At 67.1% G+C, this 24,801-nt stretch carries 21 protein-coding genes, 2 tRNA genes and 1 pseudogene; 14 read left to right on the forward strand and 10 right to left on the reverse strand.

The window, feature by feature from the left end; genetic code table 11:
- Window positions 1-21: 21 nt before the first annotated feature.
- The 4 genes and pseudogenes from ABN028_RS17620 (at window position 22) to ABN028_RS17635 (ending at window position 3,817) form a co-directional block, all read left to right on the forward strand.
- A complete protein-coding gene (locus ABN028_RS17620; RefSeq protein ID WP_349697325.1) occupies window positions 22-1,353 on the forward strand; it encodes a hypothetical protein in 1,332 nt (443 codons plus the stop codon).
- Window positions 1,354-1,442: 89 nt separating this feature from the next.
- Window positions 1,443-2,243: a class I SAM-dependent methyltransferase gene (locus ABN028_RS17625; RefSeq protein WP_349697326.1), complete on the forward strand. Its 801-nt coding sequence runs from the start codon at window positions 1,443-1,445 to the stop codon at window positions 2,241-2,243.
- Window positions 2,244-2,379: 136 nt separating this feature from the next.
- Window positions 2,380-3,237: pseudogene (locus tag ABN028_RS17630) on the forward strand (aminoglycoside phosphotransferase family protein).
- A gap of 94 nt (window positions 3,238-3,331) precedes the next feature.
- A complete protein-coding gene (locus ABN028_RS17635) occupies window positions 3,332-3,817 on the forward strand; it encodes a hypothetical protein (protein WP_349697327.1) in 486 nt (161 codons plus the stop codon).
- A gap of 160 nt (window positions 3,818-3,977) precedes the next feature.
- Here the strand turns inward: ABN028_RS17635 and ABN028_RS17640 are convergent, their stop codons facing one another.
- Window positions 3,978-4,355, reverse strand: a complete 378-nt coding sequence (locus ABN028_RS17640; protein ID WP_349697328.1) for a DUF6174 domain-containing protein — start codon at window positions 4,353-4,355, stop codon at window positions 3,978-3,980.
- 109 nt (window positions 4,356-4,464) lie between these two features.
- A complete protein-coding gene (locus ABN028_RS17645) occupies window positions 4,465-4,824 on the reverse strand; it encodes a VOC family protein (RefSeq protein ID WP_349697329.1) in 360 nt (119 codons plus the stop codon).
- Between the two features lie 232 nt (window positions 4,825-5,056).
- Here ABN028_RS17645 and ABN028_RS17650 point away from each other — a divergent pair, with 232 nt between their 5' ends.
- Together ABN028_RS17650 and ABN028_RS17655 are read left to right on the forward strand one after the other, a co-directional pair.
- Entirely contained in the window at window positions 5,057-6,028 is a 972-nt protein-coding gene (locus ABN028_RS17650) for a transglutaminase domain-containing protein (RefSeq protein WP_349697330.1), read from the forward strand.
- A 229-nt stretch (window positions 6,029-6,257) separates the two neighbouring features.
- Window positions 6,258-6,782, forward strand: a complete 525-nt coding sequence (locus tag ABN028_RS17655; RefSeq protein WP_349697331.1) for an NUDIX domain-containing protein — start codon at window positions 6,258-6,260, stop codon at window positions 6,780-6,782.
- 33 nt (window positions 6,783-6,815) lie between these two features.
- Here the strand turns inward: ABN028_RS17655 and ABN028_RS17660 are convergent, their stop codons facing one another.
- Window positions 6,816-7,232, reverse strand: coding sequence for an NUDIX hydrolase (locus ABN028_RS17660; RefSeq protein ID WP_349697332.1), 417 nt, complete (start codon window positions 7,230-7,232; stop codon window positions 6,816-6,818).
- Between the two features lie 229 nt (window positions 7,233-7,461).
- Here ABN028_RS17660 and ABN028_RS17665 point away from each other — a divergent pair, with 229 nt between their 5' ends.
- Window positions 7,462-8,385, forward strand: coding sequence for an aminoglycoside phosphotransferase family protein (locus tag ABN028_RS17665; protein WP_349697333.1), 924 nt, complete (start codon window positions 7,462-7,464; stop codon window positions 8,383-8,385).
- Between the two features lie 527 nt (window positions 8,386-8,912).
- Here ABN028_RS17665 and ABN028_RS17670 read toward each other — a convergent pair.
- The gene (locus ABN028_RS17670) at window positions 8,913-9,857 is read right to left on the reverse strand and encodes an alpha/beta hydrolase fold domain-containing protein (RefSeq protein ID WP_349697334.1); all 945 of its coding nucleotides are present in this window, start codon (window positions 9,855-9,857) and stop codon (window positions 8,913-8,915) included.
- On the opposite strand from ABN028_RS17670, the gene ABN028_RS35385 reads away from it, so the two are divergent.
- A complete protein-coding gene (locus ABN028_RS35385; protein WP_502879189.1) occupies window positions 9,840-9,917 on the forward strand; it encodes a hypothetical protein in 78 nt (25 codons plus the stop codon). The two genes, ABN028_RS17670 and ABN028_RS35385, sit on opposite strands and share 18 nt — an antisense overlap.
- A gap of 725 nt (window positions 9,918-10,642) precedes the next feature.
- On the opposite strand, the gene ABN028_RS17675 is transcribed toward ABN028_RS35385, so the two are convergent.
- Window positions 10,643-10,716, reverse strand: a tRNA-Gly gene (locus ABN028_RS17675).
- A 278-nt stretch (window positions 10,717-10,994) separates the two neighbouring features.
- Here ABN028_RS17675 and ABN028_RS17680 point away from each other — a divergent pair.
- Window positions 10,995-11,071 (forward strand) — tRNA-Pro (locus tag ABN028_RS17680).
- 191 nt (window positions 11,072-11,262) lie between these two features.
- Entirely contained in the window at window positions 11,263-12,756 is a 1,494-nt protein-coding gene (gene tig, locus ABN028_RS17685; RefSeq protein WP_349697335.1) for a trigger factor, read from the forward strand.
- Window positions 12,757-12,781: 25 nt separating this feature from the next.
- Here tig and ABN028_RS17690 read toward each other — a convergent pair whose 3' ends face one another.
- Window positions 12,782-13,510: a helix-turn-helix domain-containing protein gene (locus tag ABN028_RS17690; RefSeq protein ID WP_349697336.1), complete on the reverse strand. Its 729-nt coding sequence runs from the start codon at window positions 13,508-13,510 to the stop codon at window positions 12,782-12,784.
- Window positions 13,511-13,738: 228 nt separating this feature from the next.
- Here ABN028_RS17690 and ABN028_RS17695 point away from each other — a divergent pair, with 228 nt between their 5' ends.
- The 3 genes from ABN028_RS17695 to clpX all read left to right on the forward strand — a co-directional run bounded on the left by ABN028_RS17695 (window position 13,739) and on the right by clpX (window position 16,687).
- Window positions 13,739-14,353 carry an ATP-dependent Clp protease proteolytic subunit gene (locus ABN028_RS17695; RefSeq protein ID WP_349326168.1) on the forward strand — a complete coding sequence of 205 codons (615 nt, stop codon included), beginning with the start codon at window positions 13,739-13,741 and terminating at the stop codon, window positions 14,351-14,353.
- Between the two features lie 40 nt (window positions 14,354-14,393).
- Entirely contained in the window at window positions 14,394-15,074 is a 681-nt protein-coding gene (locus ABN028_RS17700; protein ID WP_349326169.1) for an ATP-dependent Clp protease proteolytic subunit, read from the forward strand.
- 311 nt (window positions 15,075-15,385) lie between these two features.
- Window positions 15,386-16,687, forward strand: coding sequence for an ATP-dependent Clp protease ATP-binding subunit ClpX (gene clpX, locus ABN028_RS17705; RefSeq protein ID WP_349326170.1), 1,302 nt, complete (start codon window positions 15,386-15,388; stop codon window positions 16,685-16,687).
- 48 nt (window positions 16,688-16,735) lie between these two features.
- Here clpX and ABN028_RS17710 read toward each other — a convergent pair whose 3' ends face one another.
- The 4 genes from ABN028_RS17710 to ABN028_RS17725 form a co-directional block, all read right to left on the reverse strand.
- Window positions 16,736-17,155 (reverse strand): RbsD/FucU family protein, encoded by a 420-nt coding sequence (locus tag ABN028_RS17710; protein WP_349326171.1) that lies wholly within the window; start codon window positions 17,153-17,155, stop codon window positions 16,736-16,738.
- 246 nt (window positions 17,156-17,401) lie between these two features.
- Complete coding sequence (gene glgX / locus ABN028_RS17715; RefSeq protein ID WP_502877531.1) at window positions 17,402-19,528, reverse strand: glycogen debranching protein GlgX; 2,127 nt, start codon at window positions 19,526-19,528, stop codon at window positions 17,402-17,404.
- A gap of 147 nt (window positions 19,529-19,675) precedes the next feature.
- Window positions 19,676-21,784 carry a sensor histidine kinase gene (locus tag ABN028_RS17720; protein ID WP_349697337.1) on the reverse strand — a complete coding sequence of 703 codons (2,109 nt, stop codon included), beginning with the start codon at window positions 21,782-21,784 and terminating at the stop codon, window positions 19,676-19,678.
- 226 nt (window positions 21,785-22,010) lie between these two features.
- Window positions 22,011-23,777 (reverse strand): sensor histidine kinase, encoded by a 1,767-nt coding sequence (locus ABN028_RS17725; RefSeq protein WP_349326174.1) that lies wholly within the window; start codon window positions 23,775-23,777, stop codon window positions 22,011-22,013.
- 169 nt (window positions 23,778-23,946) lie between these two features.
- On the opposite strand from ABN028_RS17725, the gene ABN028_RS17730 reads away from it, so the two are divergent.
- Window positions 23,947-24,786, forward strand: a complete 840-nt coding sequence (locus ABN028_RS17730; RefSeq protein WP_349326175.1) for a universal stress protein — start codon at window positions 23,947-23,949, stop codon at window positions 24,784-24,786.
- Window positions 24,787-24,801: the final 15 nt, after the last annotated feature.

Genomic DNA, 24,801 nt, shown 5'->3' on the forward strand with positions numbered 1-24,801 from the left:
GACTATGGCAGCGTGGCGGCCGTGCTCGCAGAGTTGCACCTTCACCTGTTCGGCTGCATCCGCCCGCTGGATCTCCTCCGTCAGCTGGTGGTCCGCGGCCAGGTCCGGTGGGACTGGTACGAGTCAGGGATGAAGGCCGCGTATGGCACGATCCCGCCCGTCCGGCAGGTGGTTGAACGGTACCGCCAAGGAGACGCCACGGCGGCCGCCGAGTTCGAGAACCTCTACGTGTTCGGCGACCAGGACGCGGGGAACTTCGACCGCTTTCAAGCCAAGGGCAACCTGATGGCCCTGAGCCTGGCGCTCAACGATCCTGACGCTGGGCCGGCCGAGATCGCGGCCGAGATGGCCAAGATCGTGACCGGCATCCGAGCCGACCATATCCGACACGGAATCAGCTACGCCGAACACCGCGTCTTGTTCGGGGTTGACCTCGACACACCGCGGAACCGGGCAGTGCTCGATACGGTTCTGGACGCGTACCACCACGGTGATGCCGGACCAACTGAACGCCTGGCTATCTCGCTGAACCGCACGAACCCGTGGCCGGGTTGGGAGCTCGTGCAGGAAATCGCACTCGGACCCCACGGCGACGTGCTGACCGGCATCGACTTCTGCAACATCGAGGAGGGCCATCCACCGAAGGACGCCGCCGCGATATTCCACGCGGTACAGGATTTCAACGCGGCCAACCCTCAGCGCTCCCTGGCGATCCTCTACCACGTGGGGGAAAGCTTCCGGGACAAGAGCCTCGAAAGTGCCGTCCGGTGGGTGCAGGAAGCGGCCGAGTTCGGCGCGCACCGGCTCGGTCACGCGATCGCGCTCGGGGTGGATCCTCACCTGTACGGCGCGCACTCCCGAGAGGAACCTGTCAGCGAACGCAGGGACCAGATCGCCTACGACCTCCACCACTGCGCCGGACTGCGCGCGGCCGGTGTCGCAGTTGACTCCGTGGCTCTCCGCACCGAACTCGCGGACCTCGCCGCGCTACCCGACGGCGCCTCCGTCACAGTCGACTACGACGCGGCGCGCCTCGATGAGGTACGCCGACGGCAGACGTACGCGATGGGCCGCACCTGCACCACCGGAGCGGTCATCGAGGTGTGCCCGACGTCCAACCGAAGGATCGGCGGCATCGTGGACCCGGCGCACCATCCGGTCCGGCGCTTCGTAGCCGCCGGGCTCCCGGTCGTCGTCTCCTCCGACGATCCCGGCAACTTCGGCATCTCGCTGGGCGACGAGCTCGACTGGGTCTGCGAGCACTCCGGCGGCGGTGCCGAGCTCCGCCAGGAGTTGATCAGAACCGCCTGGAACAGCCGCTCCGAGGTGCTTTCCGGACGACTCAGCCGGTAGCGGTGGCAACGGAGGCCCGGATCCAGACCTGGCGGTGACCTGTGGATATTGGGTAGCCGTGCCTGCCGTGTCGCTCTACCCTCGCAGGCGTGGAGCCTGCCGAGATCGCCCGTTTTACCGGGGTCAATCGTCATGCGTGGGACACCATCGCTGTCGTACGTGGTGAAGGTCTTCACCCGGGAGAGCTGTTCGCACAAGGTGAGGCGAACCTGGCCGCCAACGAGCTGCCGATCTCGCAGTGGCGCGGTCTCGACGTCCTGCACCTGCAGTGCGCCTCCGGGGAAGACACCCTCAGCCTCGCACTCGCTGGAGCACATGTCACAGGTGTGGACATCGCGCCGGAGAACATCAGACACGCCCGTCGTAAAGCCGAGATCGCGGGCATGCAAGCAACGTTCGTCGTGGCCGACGTGTATCAGCTGCCGTCCGAGCTGCTGTCCGCTGGGTTCGATGTCGTCTTCGTGAGTTGTGGAGCGTTGGGCTGGCTCCCAGACATCAAGCAATGGGCAGGAATCGTCACGGCGGCGTTGAAGAAGGGCGGACGCCTGTTCGTCGACGAGATCCATCCACTCGCGAGCTGCCTCGAGTTCGACGGCAGGAGGTACGTCGCCGTTGAGGACTACTTCCGGCGGAACCGGCCACAATGGAACGCTGCCGGTCCGCCAGGCCTGGCCGGCACAGGGCCCGACGACATCATGCCGGAAACCGTGGAGTTCCGCTGGCCCATTGGTGACGTCATCACTGCACTGGCCCGGTCGGGTATGCGCATCGAGCTCCTGGACGAGTACCCGAACGACAGGCCGGAGCTCACCACACAGCAGCAGGAAGAGCTTCGCAAGCTTCCCGGTGGCTTCGTACTGCTGGCAACGAAGGATCGAGACTGCCCCTGACTTCCACGGAGTTCGGTTTGCGGATGCCATCCACGTGGTCGTGGAACCACTGGACGTCCCCCCGCGGGATTGATCGAATCGGCTGCCATGAGTCAAGCTGACGCGCAATTCCTGGCCGTTCCTGCGAGGCTGCGCGATGCGCTCATCGAGGGCCAGGGTGAGGGCGCTCGCGAGTGGTGCGACCGCATGCCCGGGCTTGTCGCAGATCTGTTGGCGCGCTGGTCGTGCGTCATCGCCGGGCCCGTCATGTGCGGGTGGGCGGGAGTCCTGGTGCCGGTACGGAGCAGTGCTCTTGCTGGAGCGCGACGACGCCAACTACGCGATGCTGCTCGAACAGCTCCGCCCGGAGCCGTTGACCTCGCTGGCCGACACAGACGAAGCGATGACAGTCATCGGGCACCTGGCCAGACGGCTCGCTGTCCCCGCACCGTCCGGACTGCCCCGGATGCAGCCGATGTTCGAGCAGTGGGCGATCGAACTTCCCGCCATGTCGGCGGCCGCGGGTCACCCCCTTCCCGCACGAGCCGTCGATGCCGCCGTCGCGACCTGCGTGGAGCTGGGCGCGGAGTAACCCGACACCACCCAGCACGGCGACCTCAACCAGAGCAATGTGCTCCGCGGAACGCGCGAGGACTGGCTCGCCATCGACCCCCAGGGTTACGTCGGCGAAATCGCCTACGAGTGCCTCACTCACCTCCGTGACCGGTGGACCGAGCTGCGAGACCTGCCCGACCCCGACCGAGCCCTCCGCAGGCGGATCCAGATCTTCGCCGACGCCGCCGAGATCGACCTGGAGAGGGCGGTGCGCTGGACGCAAACCAGAGCCGTCCAGGTGATACTCCGAACGGGGGCGCCTTCGATGATGGCGGCGTGCACGACTGGATGGCCACCACACTGGCGGACTGACCATCCCGCGTACGAACCCCGCCGTGGTGACCTCTGGCTGGTAGCGTCGTGCGGTGGCGACATCGCCGTGGCGCAACACCACACATGACTGGGCGGTCGGCGTAGATCTCGCGCACTTGACCGCGATCCGGCGGGACGCTGCCGGGTTCGCGCCGACAGGCGCGATCCACCTGGCGCTCGAGGTGCTCGCCTATGTCGCGGACGAAGCGGCAGGCGGTCACGGCGGCCGATGTCGTGTCTCGGTGTTCGCAGACGGTTCGATCTCGATTGCCGATGACGGACGTGGCACCGACACCCGCCGCGATCCGAACGGTCGTTTCGTGAAGAAGCCGGTTCTGAGCAGCAAAGACATTCGGTTCTTCGATTCGTCACAGGCTCAGTCGCTGCCCGACGAACATCCGAGGCGGGGCATGTCTGTCGTCGCCGCGCTCAGCGAGTGGCTCGTGCATGTCAACCGTCGCGAAAGCGGTTCGTGGAGTCAGCGCTATGAGCACGGTGTGCCGGTGACGGACCTTGTGCAGATCGCCGACGACGAGACGACAGGGACGACCGTCCACTTTCAACCCGACCGTCGGCTGCTCGATCCGCAGATCGACCTGGGCGAGATCCGCCGCCTGGCCAACGCCTGGGAAGACCTCAACGTCGAAACCCGCGACCTGCGCGGATAGGCGAAGAGTCCACCTCGATCCACCACTACGGGCCTGGGCACCCGGAAGGTCAACCCGTGGCGATCTACGTCTGCCGGTGCGTCTGGATCTACTGGTCGACCTGTTCGTACGCGGTGATGACGTGCTTTGCCTCATCGTCGACCGCGTCCTTGTCCAAGTCCTAGACGATCTGAGTCGGATGCCCGTCCGCGGCGTAGGTCACCTCTGCGGTGTCGGCGTTCCTGTTCCGTACCTGCTCGACCTCCCGGAGCAGGTCGCCCAGTGTCGGTACGACCTGCGGCATCTTCGTCACGACGCGTCTGCTGTATTCGTCGAAGCCTTCCGCCTCCGCAACGTGGCGATCCCGAACCGCGATGCGATACTTCCCGAGCAGCGCTCGATTCCCCTCGGTCGACTCGAGGGTGTAGGTGTAGGCGCCAGGCTGCTGCCAGGAACTCTTCTGTTCTTTGGAGTCGCCCGCGATGCCGCATCCAGCTGAGCCACTCAAGAGCAGTCCGGACACGGTGACGGCGGCTGTGAATCGTCGGAGCAGACTCATGTCAGCGCCCCTTTCGGCTTGCCGTCGTGACGCATAACGGCCGGCAAGGGGTTGCTCCCGGCCACGACCGGTGGACAGCGACACTCTCGAGTGGGAAACCCGGTAGGAATTAATCGTTCTTGTGGCTGACGATGTTGATCACGTTGCCGTCTGGTGCGCGAACGAGGAACCTCCGCAGGCCCCAAGGTTCGGTGGTGAGCGGATGGACGATCTCGAACCCGCGTCGTTTCGCTTCCTCGTACGCCTCCTCAACGCCGTCGCCGACCGCGACCGAGATCACGGAGTCATGCGGAGCGGTGGCGTCACGGGTGACGAGTTGGACGACCGCTTGGCCATCAGGAGACTGGAACCGGGCAACCCATCCCATGTTGAGCCCTTCGACGCTCAGCCCGAGGTAGTCGACATAGAAGTCCCGGGCTTCGCCGATATCTGGGACGGACAGGTTCGCGATGACGCGAGTTGGCTGCACTGGTGGCTCCTTCTGTCAGAAAGCGGTACGCCGTCATTCTTTTGCGCTCTGCCGAGTCAGTCCAGCTCAGTACGCACCCGGTCGCAAGTGACCCCGTCGGTCGTGTCCGGGTACGAGGAGTGCTGGCGGTGGGTCGGTCAGCGCAGCGGCCAAGTCGTGGACAGGGAGGCCTACCAGGTGAAGCGCGGCACTCGCTTCCGGTTGCGGGTGCGGTACATCTAGGGTCGCGTGTATGACGGATCTACGTGACTGGAGCAGGCACTCGCCGTACTCGGATCCCGGCAGGCACGCGGTGCTGCTGGACGATGTGCCCACCGACATTCCGGGCCTGTCAGCGGTGGCGCGCAACGTTATCGTGCACTATCGAGGGTCGGGGCTGGAGCTTCCCGCATCCACCCGGAACGACATCCACAGTCGCTGGCTCGCGGTCATGCTGGAGATCGACCAGGAGAGGCACCGGAAGCCACTCGCGGAGCCTCGCGATCCCACCGATCGGGTTCAGGGTTGCTGCCGTGATCACACCCTGTTCTGCGTCGGGGTCCTGCGTCAGCACGGAATTCCGGCCCGCTCTCTGGTGGGTTTCGCGGGCTACCTCAGGCCGGGCTACAACCATGACCATGTGATCGTGCAGACCTACGACAGGGAAACGCAGCGCTGGGTGCGGTTCGACCCGGAAATCGCCGAGCCGACCGAGACGCTGCCGACGCCACACGACATTCCGGCTGGTGCCGATGCCTCCTTCCGCACGGCGGCCGAGGTCTGGCAGGGTTGTCGCGCCGGATCCCTGGACCCGCACCTGTTCGGGACTGGTCCGGGATCGGACTTCGCCGGGATGTGGTTCATCCACAACTACGTTCTGATGCAACTTGCTCACCGCTACGCCGACGAGCTGCTGCTGTGGGACGGCTGGGGTGCCGTGAGCCTGCCAGGCGGTCCTCCCGACTCCACGCTGGCCCTCATCGACGACATCGCGGACCTACTGATCGCGGTCGAGTCCGCCGCCTCACCTGCGGACGAGAGTCGGTTGGATGCCCTGTTGTTGCAGCGGTACGGCGATGACGAGCGGCTGCACCCTGGCATGTCCGTGACGCAGTATTCCCCGTACGGCGATCGGCCTCTTACCGTGCCGATCGCGCGCGGTCCAGGTCACGGCAACAGCCACGCCGCGCCCGCCTCGGGCGCTCCTGACGGAGTGTCCTTGTAGCGTGGATCATCGCGTGCTGGTCAGGGCCCGTTCGGGGACACTCGTCCCGGCCCATGGTGGTGCCCTGGGTGTGCACGGTCCAGGCCCGCGCGCTGCGATCCGTCAAGGCAGGCAGCCTGATCGCGACCTTCTCGTACGCACTTCCAAGGCAGTCGACAAGAGGTCGTCACCGCTCGCCACTGCAGGTCGTTGGCTCGGCGCTGGTGAGTCGTCCAGTAGCGTGCGGCGGATGAACGAACACGCCGCGACGGCCGAGAAGCACACGATCCCGCTGGCTCGGAAGCGGATGGGGGCGGGTGCGTTGCTCCTCGACGCTGAGGATCGAGTACTCCTCGTTGAACCGACATACAAGGACTACTGGGAAGTCCCGGGCGGGGCTGTCGAGGCTGACGAGTCTCCGTACGAGGCCGTGTGCAGGGAGTTGGAGGAGGAGCTTGGCGTCCGTCTGCCGGTAGGTGGTCTTCTGGCTGTCGACTGGGTTCCGCCTCAGGAGGGGAGGACGGAGGGCGTGATGCTCGTCTTCGACGGGGGCATGGTGCCGGCGGATGTGGCTGCGAAGATCACGGTGCCGGCGGATGAGCTTCGCGGCTGGGCGTTCTGCTCTCCTCAGGAGGCAGCGGAAAGGCTCTCTCCACTCCTTGCCCGTCGAATCGCGGCCTGCCTGGAGGCGCGGGCAAATGGAACGGTGGCGTATCTGGAAGACGGCGAACGAGTCGTCTGGTCGGCCACGGCCGGTGCGGCGAGGAGATCGTGAACGGGTCGGCCAAACGCAGTGCTTGCGCGCGGTCTAGGCACGAGCACCAGAGCGCAGGTGGCTGTACCACGCCGAAATCGATCGCTTGTAGCCATCTGGCATGGCAAGGCCCGAGGCCTCGGGCTCGGAGAACGTCCCGATTCGCTGATGCTCATGCGAGAGGACTGGCGCTGTGTCCCCTATCACGGCGCAGCCATAGGTGACGATCAGTACACCTGGGCCAGCTCCGATGTGGGACACCCATGAATCCAGGATCGCGACCACCGCTGTTTCCAAGCCGGTCTCTTCCTGGACCTCGCGGACGACGCAGGTCTCGGGCTGTTCACCGGGCTCCAGCCGGCCGCCTGGAAGTTCCCACTCGTCCCGCTCGTTCATGAGCAGGACAACCCGGCCGTCCCGTACCACTACGCCTTTGACGCTCACGGAGAATCGAGTGGGTGTGTACGGCATCGGCACGGGCTCCTTCGCGTCGTAGTCGAACCCTCTGCGGACCGTACCAATCTCGGCCCGGCGCGGTGGGACCGTTCCTGGCCAGCCGGCGCGCCTCGCGCGCTGAGCGTGGACCGGTACTGGCGGGCGCGAATCATTGACGGTTGGTGCCGGGCGCTCGGGGGCACCTCAGCGGCACGGTTCCTGAAACCTGTGGACGCCCTGCGCCGGGGTGATCGAATCTGTTTCCATGAGTCAAGCTGATCCTCGAGCCTTCACTGTTCCGGCCGCGTTTCGCGACGCCCTCGTCAATGTCCAGGGCGATCGGGCTCGCGAATGGTTCGACCGTCTGCCTGGACTGGTCGCTCAACTGCTGGAGCGCTGGTCGTGCATCATCGCCGGGCCAGCCATGTCCGGATGGGCAGGCGTCGTAGTCCCGGTACGTCGGCTAGATGGCAGCGGCGCCATGCTGAAGGTGTCGCCGCCTTATGAGACCCCTCAGTTCGAGGCGACCACGCTCGCCACCTGGGCCGGACGGGGAGCCGCGCTGTTGTTGGAGCGCGACGACGCCAACTCCGCGATCCTGCTCGAACAGCTCCACCCGGAGTCCTTGGCCACCGTGACCGACACCGACGAAGCCATGATCATCATCGGCCGCCTGGCCCGACGACTCGCAGTCCCCGCACCGCCCGGACCACCCAGGCTGGAGCCAGTGTTCGCGCAATGGGCGGCCGAACTTCCCACCATGTCGGCAGCCGCGGGAGATCCCCTCCCCGCACGCGCCGTTGGCGCCGCCATCGCCACCTGCACGGAGCTTGGGCCAGACCAACCCAACACGATGCTGCACGGTGACCTCAACCAAACCAACGTGCTCCGTGGAACACGCGAGGACTGGCTCGCCATCGACCCCCTCGGCTATGTCGGCGAGATCGCGTTCGAATGCCTCACCCACCTCCGCGACCGCTGGACCGAGCTGCGAGACCTGCCCGACCCCGACCGAGCCCTCCGCAGACGGATCCAGATCTTCGCCGACGCCGCCGAGATCGACGTCGAGAGGGCCTTGCGCTGGACGCAAACCAGAGCCGTCCAGACGATCCTGCGAACGGGGCCACTCGAAGGCCCCATGAACGACGGCGGTATGCACGAATGGATGGCCACCACACTGACCGACTGACCACTCGCGGTCCTTCTCGCGGCCGTACTCAGTCCGGACAACCCGCATGGTCCCCACGCGATGGTCCACCGCGTCAGGCATGGCCATGAGTACCCCTGGGGGGCGCGGGCGCTCCTCTCCCGTCGTTCGGGCAGCTTGTCCACACCCTGCACAGACCCTGCACAGTCTCCGTGTAGCCGCCCAGGTGCGCCGGGGCGCGAAGTTGCAGCTCGATGGGCTCACGCCGGGGCACTTCCACGCTTCCGCCTGGCCATCCGACGATCACCCGGCCACTCGCCGCGGGCCTGTCCCACCTCGCCCATGAGGCCCGGCTAGGTTGCAGGCCCGCCCTGGCCGCCGCATCGGCGTCGGGCCTATGCTCGCCGCGTGCTGGCTGAGCCGGAGAGGCTTGAGTGGGGTGCGGAAACGTGGGATGCGTGGGACCCCCCGACGATCGCGAAGCTGCTCGAAGCGTGCCCGCGCGGTGGTTCGTCGTGGGCGGATGGGCTGGGCACGGGCGGTCGGACGACCGGCGGTGGCTAAGCGTTCTATTGGCTTAGGTGCTTGGTGAAGAAGGCGAGTGCTTGGTCGCCGAGGCCTTCCCAGAGCTTGTTGTCGGTCGGCGGGGCAGAGTCTGTGCGTAGCCCGTGCTTGCCGCCTTGGACGACGTGGAAGGTGACATCAGCCGCATGCTGTCGGAGGGCCATGACCATGGCTTCAGCATTGGCGAAAGGGACGATCTCGTCGTTGGTGCCATGCACGATCAGGAACGGCGGGACAGCGCCGTGGACATTCAGTGCGGGGCTGAGCTGACGCAAGACGTCCAGGTACTGGCTCGGTGGTCCGCCGGCCAGGGAGCCAAGTACGGCATTGTTGTCGATCGAGGCGAGGTCGATCTTCGTCAGGTCGGCCGGAGCGCTTCGCGCGATCACTGCCTGCACAGTACCGGGTTGATCGACGCCGAGCAGGGAGCACAGGTGGCCTCCTGCGGAGTCGCCCCAGACGCCAATGCGGCTGGGATCGATGCCGTAGGTGCCTGCGTTAGCCCGTAGCCAGGTGAGCGCGGTCTTCAGGTCCTCCTGCTGCGCCGGGTGTGGCGCCATCCAACTCAATCGGTAGCCGACGTTGACGGCGACGAACCCATGGGCGGCCATCAACGGACTGTGCCAGGGGTACATGCCGGCAGCTTTGTCGCCCAACTGCCAGCCACCGCCGTGGACGTAGACCACCGCCGGAGTAGGTCGAGACGGACGGGGCTCCGGCAGCAGGACGTCCAGAGTGAGCGCTACCTCCCAGTCCCGTGACGACGCACGTGCTGTTCCGTACGGGATCGACGGCAGGCATTGAACCGCGTATGGCGCATCCGGAATGGTGAGCAGCACCCGCCAACCATAGGCATCGACCAGGCCGCCGAGGTCCTCGGCACCACGGCGCGCCTCCCCCGACGGCTGGTCGCAGAGTGACGTATCAGGTTCGTGAAGGTCGGCAGGCACGTCCGAATCCCTGCCAGCGCACTCCAGGAGTACATCGACTCGGGAAAGTCGAGCCGGTGAGCGTTCGACTGTGGGACAGCGGGAAGGCGGGTGGCCTGATGCAGGGGAAAGAAGGACATTAGTCCTCCGCAAGCTTGCGGTGGGGCGAGCTGCGGGCCTCGCGCAGGTCTGACATCGATCTCGACGAGCTGACCGTCCGGGTGACCAAGGCGGTCGTGGAGCATCGAGGTCGGCTCTCCTTGGGGAGCGCCAAGTCACGCTGGCACGCGGATCGTGTCGACTCCGTCGGTGGTCATTCCTGACATCCGATCACATCTCCAGTGGTTCTCCGAGCCTGGTCCGAACGGGCGCATGTTCGTCGGACCGAAGGGAGGAACGCCGCGCCGGTCGAACTTCAACCGGATCTGGTAGGTGGGCCGTGAACGCTGTCGAGGTAGAGGGCCTCCGGCTGCATGATCTTCGCCACACCGGAAGCACGCTGGCCGCCATGACCGGGGCGACGCGTCGAGAGCTGATGGAGCGAGCAGGGCGTTCGGGCAGCCGAGCCGCGCTCGGTTACCTCCACGCAGTGAAGGGTCGCGACCGCGCGATCGCCGATGGCTTAAGTGCCCTCGTTCGGAGTGGCCGGACGGGTCAGCGGTCGACGAAACGCCCGTGCCAAGGCGGCGCAACAGGCGTGACACGGGCTCACGACGTGGCACGTATGTGGCACGGGCCACGGCGAGGGAGCGAGATGCAAAAGACCCCAGGCCGGGGGAGGGCCTCTGACCTGGGGTCCTGTCGTGTGGAGCGGGTGACGGGAATCGAACCCGCATGGCCAGCTTGGAAGGCTGGAGCTCTGCCATTGAGCTACACCCGCGTGGTGCCGGTCCATGGTCCCATGAGTATCCCTCCGACGTCGCATGAGATCACTCTCAGGCGTTCCTCGGAGAAGGCGTACCGTCGCACGACCGTAGGCCGACCAACCGGCGGTGCGTGCCCGTGTCGAGCCGGTGGACTAAACTCCGGGCGGCACCGCGAGGCCAGCGTAGTGCCCGCCAGCTCCGACCCGATCGGGGTGGGTGGATTGTCACGTCCCACGACCCAACCGGCCTCGGCCGGCGGGACTGGCCGATGCCTGGGCGTGGGAGGTGACACCGGGGAGTGGCGCAGCTTGGCAGCGCGTCGGCTTTGGGAGCCGAAGGCCAGGGGTTCAAATCCCCTCTCCCCGACCAGGCGGCCGGCCTCCACCTCGGCCACTCAGCGGGTGCGCGAGGAAGAGGCGCCGCCGTGGGGCGTACACTGCGTCGCGCACCGGGATCGGCCCGAGCGGGCCACGTCCCGTGACGCGCCCGCGATCGTCTGCATGAGGCATGCGGGTGTCCCAGGCCACGTGCTCACGCCCATTCCGAGGAGATCCACGATCGTGAAGAGCGCCGTCGAGACCCTGAGCCCGACCCGGGTCCGGCTGACCGTCGAGGTGCCCTTCGAGGAGCTCAAGTCGAGCCTCGACAACGCCTACCGGGAGATCGCCCGACAGGTGACGATCCCCGGGTTCCGGAAGGGCAAGATCCCACCCCGGATCATCGATCAGCGGGTGGGACGCGGACTGGTCCTGGAGCAGGCGGTCCAGGACGCGATCCCGCGGCTCTACGTTGACGCCCTCCAGGAGAACAAGGTCGAGCCACTCGGCCGCCCGGAGGTCGACGTACCGGAGATCGCTGACGGTGCCGACCTGAAGTTCACCGCCGAGGTCGACGTCAAGCCGGAGATCACGCTCCCCGAATATCACGGGCTGGAGCTGAGCGTCGACGACGCCGAGGTGACCGACGAGGACGTCGAGGAACAGGTCAACTCGCTGCGTGAGCGGTTTGGTTCCCTCACGACGGTCGAACGCGCCGCCGGTGACGATGACTACGTGACGATCGACCTGTCCGCCAGCAAGGACGGCGAGGAGCTCGAGGACGAGGAGTCGAGCGGAGTCAGCTACCAGATCGGCAGCGGTGCGCGGCTCGAGGGACTGGACGACGCCGTGAAGGGCCTGCAGGCTGGCGAGTCCGCGACCTTCAGCACTCAGCTGGTCGCTGGCGACCACGCGGGCGAGGACGTCGAGGTGACCGTGACGGTGACCGCCGTCAAGGAGCAGCAGCTCCCCGACCTCGACGACGACTTCGCCCAGCTCGCGAGCGAGTTCGACACCCTGGACGAGCTGCGGGCAGATCTCAGCGATCGCATCGAGCGTTCGAAGCGGATCCAGCAGGCGCAGGCCGCGCGTGACGGCATCCTCGAGAAGTTGCTCGGGCTCGTCGACATCCCGCTCCCGGACGCCGCGGTCGCGACCGAGGTCGAGTCCCGCCGCGAGGCGATCGGTCAGCAGTTGGGCCAGATCGGTCTGTCGGAGGAGCAGTACCTCCAGAGCGAAGGCCAGTCGGCCGAGGAATTCGGTCAGGAGCTGGACAAGCGGGCCCGCGACTCGATGAAGGCGGAGTTCGTCCTCGACGAGGTGGCCGAGAAGGAAGAGCTCTCGGTCAGCGAGGACGAGGTCAAGATCGCCATCGCGCAGCGCGCCCAGCAGTCCGGTATGAGCCCGGCGGACTACTTCAACCAGGTCATCCAGGCCAACTACTTCCAGACGTTGGTGCAGGAGGTCAGGCGGGGCAAGGCTCTGGCCCTGGTGGTCGACAGCGCGGTCGTGACGGATGAGTCCGGGCGCCCGGTCGAGCTGAAGCGCCTGCAGCCGGACGGCACGCTCGCTCCGGAGGGCGAGGATGCGGCGGAGGGCTCCGAGGACGCCGGCGCCGCTGGCGACGCGGAGACTCCTACCGACGCTGCAGAGGACTCGACGGCGGGCAAGGGTGAGGGTGACGCCGGGACCGGAACAGATGGCGACCCGGAAGGTCAGCCAGGCTCCGGTGCCTGACCGGCAGCCGCCGCGTTAGGGACGGTCACGCGTCGCTGTCCTGGTCGGGCCCTGCGGTGTTGCCGGCCCCGAGGTCGTCGTCGGTCGGTGCGCCGGGACGCAGGAACGCCTGGAGCTGGACAACCACCGGCTCGGCATCAGCTGGCGCCGAATCGCCGCCTGCGGCGTCATCGTGGCGGTATCTGCCGATGAGTTCGGTGACCTGAGTGAGCAGCTCATCGAGCTCGTCGGGGGTGACACGGAGCCTGAAGTCGCTGAGGTTTGGCCGCCAGCGCTCCGGGCGGGTCGGCAGGTCGTCGAGTGCGTCCTGGATCCGTTCGGCGTACTGCAGGCCGACCGCACGGAGGTACGCGTCGCCGAGCGCGCGGTCGTCGTCGGCCGCTGGCGGGGCGTGGCGCGTGTGCCGGTGCGCAGGTCGCCACCAGCGCTCGCGGGCGGTGCCACGCTCCGCGTCCTCCACGACGAAGCCATGCGCGGCGAGCTGTCGTAGGTGGTAGCTCGTGGCGCCGGTGTTGAGCCCGAGCTGGTGCGCCAGGGTGGTCGCGGTGGCCGGCCCCGCCTCGCGCAGCAGGCCGAGCATCCGGACTCTGACCGGGTGGGCCAGGCCCCGCAGCGACCGCGCGTTGAGGGGCACCTCGCTCCTCGGGGTGAGGGGCACCTCGCTCCTCGGGGCGAGCCTGGGCGGAAGGTCTCGCGTGGCCTCGGGCTGGACGGCCCGGACGGACTCGTCGGACTGGTCGGACTCGTCGGACATGCCGGGCACCGTAAGCTCGCGGAGACATGTTTGCAAACGATTCTTTGCATGGGAAGCGGAGTCCGGACCTGACGACTCTGCGCCGTGAGCGAACAGGACCCTCTCCGCGTCCGCTGCGGGGGAGCGGTTGGCTAGGGTCGAGGTCAAGTTCGAACGGTGCGACTACCGCCCACGTGCGGGCCCGATGTGTGCCACCAGACACCCACGAGACAGACCTAGGCGGAGGACGTGAACGAATACGCGGAGCGGGCGCAGGGCCACAACGGCCAGGGCGGCCTCGACGATCACATTTACCAGCGGCTCCTCAAGGAGCGGATCATCTTCCTCGGCTCGGAGGTCCGCGACCAGAACGCCAACGCGATCTGCGCGCAGATGCTCGTGCTCAACGCCGAGGACCCGGCCAAGGACATCTGGCTCTACATCAACTCGCCGGGCGGATCGGTCGACTCCGGCCTCGCGATCTACGACACGATGCAGTTCATCTCCAACGACGTCGCCACCGTGGCGATGGGCCTGGCCGCGTCGATGGGACAGTTCCTGCTGGCGGCCGGTACGAAGGGCAAGCGTTTCGCCCTGCCGCACTCGCGCATCATGATGCACCAGGTCTCGGGTGGGCTCGGTGGCACGGCGTCCGACATCAAGATCCAGGCCCAGCAGAGCCTGCACCTGAAGAAGCAACTGTTCGAGCTGACCGCTCTCCACACCGGCCAGACGGTCGACCAGATCGAGGCGGACGCGGACCGCGACCGGTGGTTCACCGCCGAGCAGTCGCGGGAGTATGGCTTCATCGACCATGTGGTGAAGTACGCCGGCGAAGTCAGCTCGGTCGGACCTGTCTCCTGACACCCCGGCACGGCACCATCCCCCTGGAGGACGAACCACGATGACCAGCATCCAACCGGCCGGCGGTATCCAGCTCCCCGGACTCGCGACAGAGCCCTCGAGGCTGCCGCGGGGCGACTACTTCATCCCGCGGTGGGAAGAGCGCACCCCCTACGGTTACCGACAGATCGATCCGTACGCGAAGCTCTTCGAGGAGCGGATCATCTTCCTCGGCACGCCGATCTCCGACGACATCGCCAACGCCGTCATGGCGCAGCTGATGTGCCTGGAGTCGATGGACCCCGACCGCGAGGTGCAGATCTACATCAACTCACCCGGTGGTTCCATCACGGCGCTGACGGCGATCTACGACACGATGCGCTACATCACTCCCGACGTCCACACGGTCTGCCTCGGCCAGGCGGCTTCGGCGGCCGCGGTGCTGCTGGCCGCCGGCGCGCCAGGCAAGCGGTCGGCGCTTCCGCACAGCCGGATCGTCATCCACCAGCCCTACACCGAGGGTGGTTACGGTCAGGCGAGCGATATCGAGATCCAGGCGAACGAGATCCTGCGGATGCGCGAGATGCTGGAGACGATGATCGCCGACAACACCGGACGTCCGATCGAGGAGGTCGGACGCGACATCGAGCGCGACAAGTACCTCAGCGCCGAGCAGGCCGTCGAGTACGGCCTCATCGACGAGGTGCTGGTCAGCCGCAAGAAGAGCCTGGTCGAGGTCTGAGGGCCGAGCCAGGCTCCAGAGCCGGCTTTGTGGGGAACTGACAAGGGAGTCAACCGACGTGCCGAATGTCACGGCGGCCCAGAAGTGTCGGGCCCACCCGGATTCGCCGCGTGTGTCCAGCGACGCGCGGTTGAACGCGACCGTTCGCGCCCAGAACGGAGTACCGTCGGTCTCTGTACGCTCAGAGCATGCGCGGCAACGGCTCACAAGGTCGCCGCGACACACCCTGAGGGCTGACCGGCCCGAGTCCTATGCAGGTTCGACCCCCACGCCCATGACAGTGGCGTAGCAACCGAAGGAGACGTTCCGGAGTGGCACGCATCGGTGACGGCGGCGACCTGCTCAAGTGCTCCTTCTGTGGAAAGAGCCAGAAGCAGGTCAAGAAGCTCATTGCAGGTCCGGGCGTCTACATCTGCGACGAGTGCATCGACCTGTGCAACGAGATCATCGAGGAGGAGCTCAGCGAGTCCTCGGAGGTCGGTCTGCACGAGCTTCCCAAGCCGCGGGAGATCTACGAGTTCCTCGACTCCTATGTCGTCGGGCAGGACGCTGCCAAGAAGGCGCTCTCGGTGGCTGTCTACAACCACTACAAGCGGGTGCAGTCGGGCCTGTCGGCCGCCGGGCGACACGCCCGTGACGAGCCAGTCGAGTTGGCGAAGTCCAACATCCTGCTCATCGGGCCCACCGGCTGCGGCAAGACCTATCTCGCGCAGACCCTGGCCAAGATGCTCAACGTCCCGTTCGCGATCGCCGACGCGACCGCACTGACCGAGGCGGGCTACGTCGGTGAAGACGTCGAGAACATCCTGCTCAAGCTGATCCAGGCCGCTGATTATGATGTCAAAAAGGCCGAAACCGGCATCATCTACATCGACGAGGTTGACAAGATCGCCCGTAAGAGCGAGAACCCGTCGATCACCCGCGACGTCTCCGGCGAAGGTGTCCAGCAGGCACTGCTGAAGATCCTGGAGGGGACCACCGCGAGCGTGCCGCCGCAGGGTGGCCGCAAGCACCCGCACCAGGAGTTCATCCAGATCGACACGACCAACGTCCTGTTCATCGTGGGCGGGGCGTTCGCCGGCCTCGAGCGGATCATCGAGCAGCGGGTCGGCAAGAAGGGCGTCGGATTCTCCGCCACCATCCGGACGAAGGAGGAACGCGAGAAGGACGACGCTTTCTCCGAGGTGATGCCGGAGGACCTGTTGAAGTTCGGGCTGATCCCGGAGTTCGTCGGCCGGCTCCCGGTCGTCGCGACGGTGCAGCCACTGGACCGGACCGCGCTGATGCGGATCCTCACCGAGCCGCGCAACGCGCTGGTCAAGCAGTACCAGAAGCTCTTCGAGCTCGACGGTGTCGAGCTCGAGTTCTCTGACGAAGCGATCGAGGCGATCTCCGAGCAGGCGCTGCTTCGCGGCACCGGGGCGCGCGCGACCCGGGCGATCATCGAAGAGGTCCTGCTCAACGTGATGTACGAAGTGCCCAGCCGCGACGACGTGGCCCGGGTCATCGTCACCCGCGAGGTCGTCCTCGACAACGTGAACCCGACGCTCGTTCCGCGAGAGCAGACCGGCCGCAAGCGCAGCAGCAGCGAACGCCGCGAGAAGACGGCCTGACGAGACTGGCGCGGGCTCGACGGGGACGGGCGCCGGAGGGGCCCTTGCTCAGGCCGCGACGCCGATGGTGAGCAGGATGTTGGCGTACGTGCGCTGCTCGCCGGTGGCGATGACCAGCGCGACATCCTCCGACTTCGCGGCGTCGTAGAACCCGAACCGGTCGAGCCGCTCCATCGGAGTGCCGTCGGGCAGCAGCGCCCCGAACTCGGCGAAGACCTCAGGCGTCGGGAGCTCGGGAGGTGGCTGCATGACCGAGGCGGACTCGATCGGCGTGGCGTCCACCACGGCCGCCAGAACCTCGGTGGCGTTGAGCCGACCGGGCGTGAGGTTGAGGAAGACGTGAGTCGCGTTGGGCCCGGCAGCGGTGACGAAGGGGTAGTGCCCGTCCGCGATCAGCACTCGCGAGCCATGGCCCGCCGAGGCCAGGGCGGCCAGGATCTCTGGATGGATGAGGTTGTACCGCAGCATGGCCTCGCCTCTCGATGAGTGCGGGCCCTTCTCCGCCGACCCGCACGTCCTCCGGCCTGGGACTATAACGAGCCGGGGATGTCGGTGGTTCTTCGCCCTCTCGCTCCTGCAGGAGGGGACCCTCCCTGCGAAGCCGCGTTGGGTGAGGGTGCCCTTCGTACGTACCTATTGGAGGGGGGTCCCCTCTCGTGAGGGCGCGTTGGCGGGGGGCACCCGAATCCGAATCCGAACCTGGGTCGCCGGCGGTCACTCAGCGCGGAGGAGGACGGCGCAGTGGGGTGGCAGCTCCAGCTCTTCGTAGCCGGCCAGGTGCCGCGGCACCACCGAGTCGCTGGAGTCGACGATGACGGAGTAGGCCAGCGCCCATGGCGGTCCCGGCAAGCTGACCTTGACGGCCTCCTCGCCGGCGTGGAGCCACAGCAGGAACGAGTCGTCGTGGACCGGCTCGCCTGCGGCCGTACGCCGTCCGGTGCGTTCGCCGGCCAGGAACATCCCGAGCGTCCGCAGTGACGAGTCGTGCCAGGCGGCGTCGTCCATCTCCTCGCCCCATGGGCCGAACCAGCCCACGTCGCGGCGCCCGCCAGCGGGGTCGAGCGCGCCGGAGAAGAACGTCGAACGTCGGAAGACCGGGTGCTCGCGCCGGATCCGCAGCAGCGTCCGTACCACGCGGCGAAGGTCCGTCCAGACGCCCTTGTCAGCCCAGGAGACCCAGGAGATCTCGTTGTCCTGGCAGTAGGCGTTGTTGTTGCCGCCCTGCGTACGCCCGCGCTCGTCGCCGCCGAGCACCATCGGCACACCGGCTGCGAGGACCAGGGTCGTGAGCAGGTTGCGGACCTGCCTCAGCCGCCGCGCGACCACCGCCGGGTCATCCGTCTCGCCCTCGACACCGGAGTTGGACGACCGGTTGTCGTCGTTCCCGTCGGCGTTGTCCTCGCCATTGGCCTCGTTGTGCTTTCGTTCGTAGCTCACGAGGTCACGCGCCGTGAAGCCGTCGTGGGACGTGACGTAGTTGATGGAAGCGAAGGGCCGGCGGCCGCTGCGCCGGTAGAGGTCGCTCGACCCCGACATCCGCGACGCAAGGTCCCTGACGCCATCGGGGGAGCCGGACCAGAACTCGCGGACGGCGTCCCGGAACCGGTCGTTCCACTCCGACCACGGCGGCGGGAACGCGCCGACCTGGTAGCCGCCCGCCCCAAGGTCCCAGGGCTCGGCGATCAGCTTGACGCGACGCAGGACCGGGTCCTGGTTGACGGCCGCGACGAACGGTCCCGCCATGTCGACTCCGCCGTCGTCCCGGGTGAGCGCCGACGCCAGGTCGAACCGGAACCCGTCGACGTGCATCTCCTCCACCCAGTACCGCAGCGAGTCCAGGACCAGCCGCACGACCTCGGGATGGCGCAGGTTGAGGGAGTTGCCCGTACCGCTGAGGTCGAGGTAGTGCCGCCCCCCGTCGTCCAGCCGGTAGTAGGCGGCGTTGTGGATGCCACGGAACGACAGCGTGGGTCCGCGCTCGTCCTGCTCGCAGGTGTGGTTGTAGACCACGTCGAGCACGACTTCGAGCCCGGCTTCGTGGGCCGCCTTCACCAGCTGCTTGAACTCGGTGACCTGCTGCCCTTCGGTGCCGGCCGCGGCATATCCCCCGTGGGGCGCGAAGAACCCGAGCGTGTTGTAGCCCCAGTAGTTGGCGAGCCCACGCCCGCTCAGCATCGACTCGCTGACGAACTGGTGGACCGGCAGAAGCTCGAGGGTGGTGACGCCCAGGTCGACGAGGTAGGAGAGGACCGCCGGATGGGCCAGGCCGGCGTAGGTACCGCGAAGCTCGGGCGGGACCTCGGGGTGCAGCTTCGTGAAACCACGCACGTGAAGCTCGTAGAGAACCGTGTCACTCCACGGTACGCGGGGTCGTCGGTCATCGCCCCAGTCGAAGGACGCGTCGACGACGACTGACCGCGGCACATAGGGCGCGGAGTCCCGGTCGTCGCGGATCAGGTCGCCCTCGGCCTTGGTCGCGTGGCCGAAGATCGCTGCGTGGTCGACGAGCTCACCGTTGATCGCCCGGGCGTACGGATCGACAAGCAGCTTCGCCGGGTTGAACCGGTGGCCCGCCTGCGGATCCCACGGCCCGTAGACGCGGTAACCGTAACGCTGCCCGGGCCCGACACCGGCGATGCGGCCGTACCACGTCCCGAAGATCTGGTCGGACAAGGGAACCCGCCGTTCGGAACCGTCGGGAGCGGTGAGGCAGACCTCCACGCGTTCGGCCATGGGCGCCCAGAGGGCGAACGTCACGCCCGAGCCGTCGTACGTCGCACCGGGTGGTGGGCAGCCGTCGGGCCACCAGAGGCCCGCTCCATTCCTCGTCACGGGCTCCATCCTTGCGGATCGGTGGGACGGAACCGATGTGGTGCCGGCGATTCGGGACACTGATCCCCGCGATCGCCGCGCCGATCCGGGTGTGAGAGGGCCCGACAGGGGCGTGCGATCTCGTTCCTCGCACCCCACGGGCGGGCTCAAACGCGATCAACTTGCGAGAGGGACATGCCACACGAGGAGGTTGCCACGCTCGCCGGACCGGACGTCGAACGAACCACCCAGGTGGAGGGCGCGGGTCTTCAGCTCGGCGACGCGCGCTTCAGGCGGCGAGCCGCCGATATCGGTGCCGTCGTCGGTGACGGTGAGGACAAGCTCATCTCCGGTGACCCTGACCGTGACCTCGACCTCGGTCGGCGACAGGTGGGCGGCGGCGTTGGCGAGCGCGTCGCGCACTGCTGGAACCAGCTCGCTGCGCAGCCGCGGTGACACGCCTCGGTCGACCGGTCCACGCACGACCAGGCGTGGCGTGAAACCGAGCACAGCCCGCGCCGAGTCGATCTCGTAGAGCAGCTGAGAGCGGATGGACGCTTCGTCGCCCTCCTCGTGGTGTAAGGAAAAGATCGTCGAACGCACCTCCCTGGTCATGTCGTCGAGGTCGTCGATCGCCGCGTCGATGCGCTGCCGCACCTGCGGGTCGGTGCTCAGCCCCGCCGCGCTGTGCAGGCGCATCTCGACCGCGAACAGGCGCTGGATGACCACGTCGTGCAGGTCCGATGCGATCCGGTCGCGGTCCTCGAGCACCCGCATCCGGGCGCGGGCCTCCTGCGACTGGACGTGTTGCAGGGCGAGCGCGGCCTGGCCGGCGAACGCTTCCACCATGTCGATCTCTCGACGACCGACCCGCTCCTGTGGCGAACCACGCCGCCATCCCGCGTAGAGGATGCCGAAGACGTCGCCCGACACCACCAGCGGGATGAGCATGCCCAGGCCGATCACCGACATGGCTTCCGCCCACTCGGGCGGAGGGTCGTACTCCGGCTCGTGGGTGAGATCGTCGCTGACGACGCGCTGGCGCGTCTCGATGACACGGGCGGTGAGGCCACGCCGGCCGATCCTGGTGCCCGCGGTCGACTCCAGGTCGAGTCCCTCGACCACGGCGAGGACCGCGGTGTCGGCGTCGGCGGGGTCCACGGTGATCAGCCCCGCGTAGTCGGCGGCGGAAACCACCCGGAACCGCCGGATCACCATCGTCAACGCCTCGTCACGGTCGACGTCGTTGAGGAGCAGACGGGTCAGCCCGAACCCGGCTTCGAGCCACCGCCCGCGCCGCTCACGGTCGTACTGGAGCCGCTGCTGGTGCAGGGCTAGTGCGGCCTGGTCGGCGAACGACTGCATGAGTTCGGCGTCCTCGATCGCGACGGCTTCGTCGGGTGAGCCTCGCCGCCAGGTGAGAGCGAGCACTCCCATCGTCTCGCCCTCGGCCGTCAGCGGCATGAACATCGCGAGGCCGACGTCTTCGGACAGGGCGGCCCAGATGGGGGTGGGGTTGTACTGCGGGTCGTCCTGCAGGTCGGTGGTGAGGATCGGCGCTCCGGTGTCGATCACGGACGCCAGGAAGCTGGGGCGGCGGAGTTGGATGCTGACCGTCTCGTCGTGATCCGTCTCGATGCCGTCCATCGCCTCGAAGACGATGCGTTCCTCCGAGGCCGTGCGTTCGACGAGGGCGATCACGCCTGTGAACGCCCTGGAGACCTCCCGGATGCGACGCAGCACCAGCGGCAGCGCCTCGTCGCGACTTGCCGGGTTGAGGAGCAGGCGGGTCACCTCGGCGCCCATCTCGATCCAACGCTCGCGTCGGCGTTCCTGCTGGAACAGCCGCGAGTTCTCGATCGTCATGCCTGCCGCGTCGGCGAGTGCGGTCACGGCGGCCTCGTCCGCGGCCGAGAACTCGCGCGCGGACGTCTTGTTGGCGAGGTAGAGCAGCCCTTCGGTGTCGCCGTGCAGCTTGATGGGTACGGCGAGCAGACTGGTGATGACGGGATGGTGTGCGGGAATGCCGTATCGTGCCGGATGTGTCCTGACATCGGCGATCCGCAGGGCTCTGCCGGTCTTGCGGACAATTTTAAGAATTCCTCTGAACTGTGGTCGCTCACCGATTTTCGCAACACGTTCCTCGGTGACACCAAAGGGGATGAATTCGAGAATCCGCTTCTCCCGCGTCACGATGACCAGAACGGCATACTTCGCGACGGTGAGCTGCGCCGCGGTTTCCACAATGCGCTGAAGGACCTGCCTCCGCTCGCAATTGTTACCCACCGTTTGTCCGCTCCATCAATGGCCATAAGCCTTGCGGCAAATAGGTCACACATCCCCTTGCGGCGAGTCCGCAACCCCGCTTTCGAAAAGCGTAGGACACATTGCGCCGCGCCGCTGCTTCGCGGGGCATGATCGCACCCTGCGAGGACAGTGCCAGCACGCTGGAGAAGGGATCAGGCTGGCAGAGAAAGGGTCTGCCTGGCAGACAAAGGCTCGGCCCCGGGAGTCAGTCGAACGGTGCGTACCACTTGATCGTCGTGCGGCCGTCCTCGTCTGCGAATGTCTCGCACCTGCCCCCGAGGCGGCTCGCCTGCGCCGACAGTTCCGCGATCCGGGCGGCGCGGAAGCGTTCGGTCTGCGAATCGCCGGCAACGCCGTCATCTGTCACCGTGAGGCTGACTCCGCCGACGAGGTTGATCACGACCTCCACGTGGACCACCGCACGACGCTTGCCGGCAACGGTGAGGGCGTGACGGACCGCGAATATCAGCTCGTCGTGGAAAGCCTCAGGCAGGGAATCGACCAGCCCGTTCAACACGACACGTGGGGTGAAACCGAACAGGTCCCGCGCCATGTCGAGCTCCGCCAGGAGTTGGTTCTGCAGGGGAGTGGGGGACTCGCGGCGCGGCTCATGGAGCTGGAAGATCGTCGACCGGATGTCGTTCGTCGTCTCGTCGAGCTCCTCGATGGCTCTCGCGATCCTGCGCTGGACCTCGGGCCGGGTACTGAGACCGTTGGCGCTGTGCAGACGGGTACCGACGGCGAAGAGGCGTTGGATCACGGCGTCGTGCAGATCGCGGGCGATCCGGTCGCGGTCCTCCAGGATCAGCAGGCGGGAGTTGTTGCGCTGGGCCTGGACCCGCTGGAGCGCAAGTGCGGCATGGCTGGCCCACATCTCCACCAGGGGGACCTCCTGGGCGGCCAGACGTTCGTTCGGCGAGTTGCGTTCCCAGCCGACATACAGCACGCCGAGGATCTCGTCGCTGGCGACGAGGGGCAGGACCATGCCGAGACCCACCACCGACAAGGGCTTACGCCAGTCAGGCGGGGGGTTGAACGCCTTTTCGGCCGGAAGGTCACGAGTGACAAGAGCTTTTCCTGACTCCATCACCATGGCGGGAATTCCGCGGATGTCAGTGCGGGTGCCGGTGGTGAACTCCAGCCCGAGACCGTCGGCCGCCTCGAGCACCATCGTTCCCGGGACAGCCGGATCGAGCAGGATCAGGCTCCCGTAGCACGCGCCGGAGATCTCCCGCAGCTGCCTGGTCACCATGCGCAGGGCCTGGTCGCGGTTGACCTCGCCCAGCAGGAGATGGGTCATCTCCGATGCCGCCTGCAACCACTGTTGGCGCCGACGTTCACGCTCGAAGAGCCGGGCGTTCTGGATCGCGATTCCGGCGGCCGTGGCGAGGGCGAGAAGCGCTTCCTCGTCGTCGGGGGTCAACGACGTCGTGCCGTCGTCGCCGTCCTGCCCACAGTCGCCGAGGTAGAGATGGCCGAATGTCTCGTCGCGCATGGCGATGGGAACGCCCAGAAGATCAGGGACCGCCGGATGGGGGCGAGGCAGCCCGGCGGCCGTGAAATGCTCCGGAACCTCGCCGATCCGGATCTCTTTTCCAGGCTTGAAGTCCCACCCCGGCACCTCGCGGAATTCCGGCAGTTGAGAGATTTTCTCCCGATCCTCCGCAGTGGTACCGATGGTAATGGTGTCGGTGATTTCCCGTTCGGGTGTGGCGAGAATGAGGACGCCGTATCGAGCACCGGCAAGGACGCACGCGGAATGCACGACACGTTCGAGAACCTGTGAAAGGTCCAGATCGGTTCCGACGGTGAGGATCGCGTCGATCAGTGTCTGGACCCGACGCTGAGGAGCCGGCATCCTCGGGTAGGCAGGGTCATCGGGAGGGATCCTTTCCTGATCCACCCGGTTGTCGCGCAGAGCGCCCGGTTGCCCTGGAGTGGACATACCGGCCGCCTCCCCGGTCAGGGCCATGGAACCGATGGTAGGCGCCCAGAACGCCAAGACATAGCCGGCCACCGTCTCGCTCGCAGATTGTGCGGGATCGCGGAGAGTCGATGGACGTCCGTCAGCGGGACATTGGCCTCTGGGGGCGATCGTCGAGATCGGGAATCCTGGCGCAGAGCCGGGCGAGGAGGTTCTGATGACCGATCCATCGCGCCGTCGGGTTGTCGTGGGAGTCGACGGCAGTACGGAGAGCCGCACGGCATTGCGCCTCGCAGTCGACGAGGCGAGGTACCGGAACTGTCCGCTCCAGATCGTGCGTTCGGTCGAGATGTACGAAGAGAACCCCGAAAGCGAAGAACTCGACTCGGCGGTGGCTTTCGTCCGTGACGACCTGGGTTTCACGGAGGTGTCCGGCCTGGTCACCAGCGGGTTCCCGGCGATGGCCCTGCTGGAACAGGCGGCCGATGCCGAACTCGTGGTCGTGGGATCGCGGCCGCGGTCGGCAATCGCGTCGGTGGTACTCGGCTCGGTGGGATCGGCGGTGGCGACCCATGCGCCCTGCCCGGTCATCGTGGCCCGGACGTCGGGAGAGCGCGCCACGCCGGGTGCGCGGGTCGTGGTCGGAGTCGACGGCTCGGACGTGTCCGAACGTGCGGTGGACTTCGCATTCGGCGAAGCCTCCCACCGCGGGACCGGGCTGGTCGCCGTGCACTGCTGGCAGGTTGACCATCCGGCCGCAGCCCGGTGGGACGCGGAGGCGTTCGCGACACGGCGCAACGAGCACCTGAGGTGGATGTCGGAATCGCTTGCGGGCTTTCAGGACAAGTACCCGGAGGTGCAGGTGACGACGAGTCTGTTGGAGGGCCGGCCCGCGGTGCTGCTCACCGAACTCTCGCGCGGCGCCGGCCTCGTCGTGGTCGGCTCACGGGGCCGCGGCGGGCTGGTCGGGATGCTGCTCGGTTCGGTCAGCCAGAGCTTGCTCCACCATGCGTACTGCTCCATCGCCGTCGTACGCCCGGTGGTTCCCTCCTCCTGAAGTACCCCCGTCCCG

The organism is Actinopolymorpha sp. B17G11, from assembly GCF_040196095.1.
Classification (GTDB): domain Bacteria; phylum Actinomycetota; class Actinomycetes; order Propionibacteriales; family Actinopolymorphaceae; genus Thermasporomyces.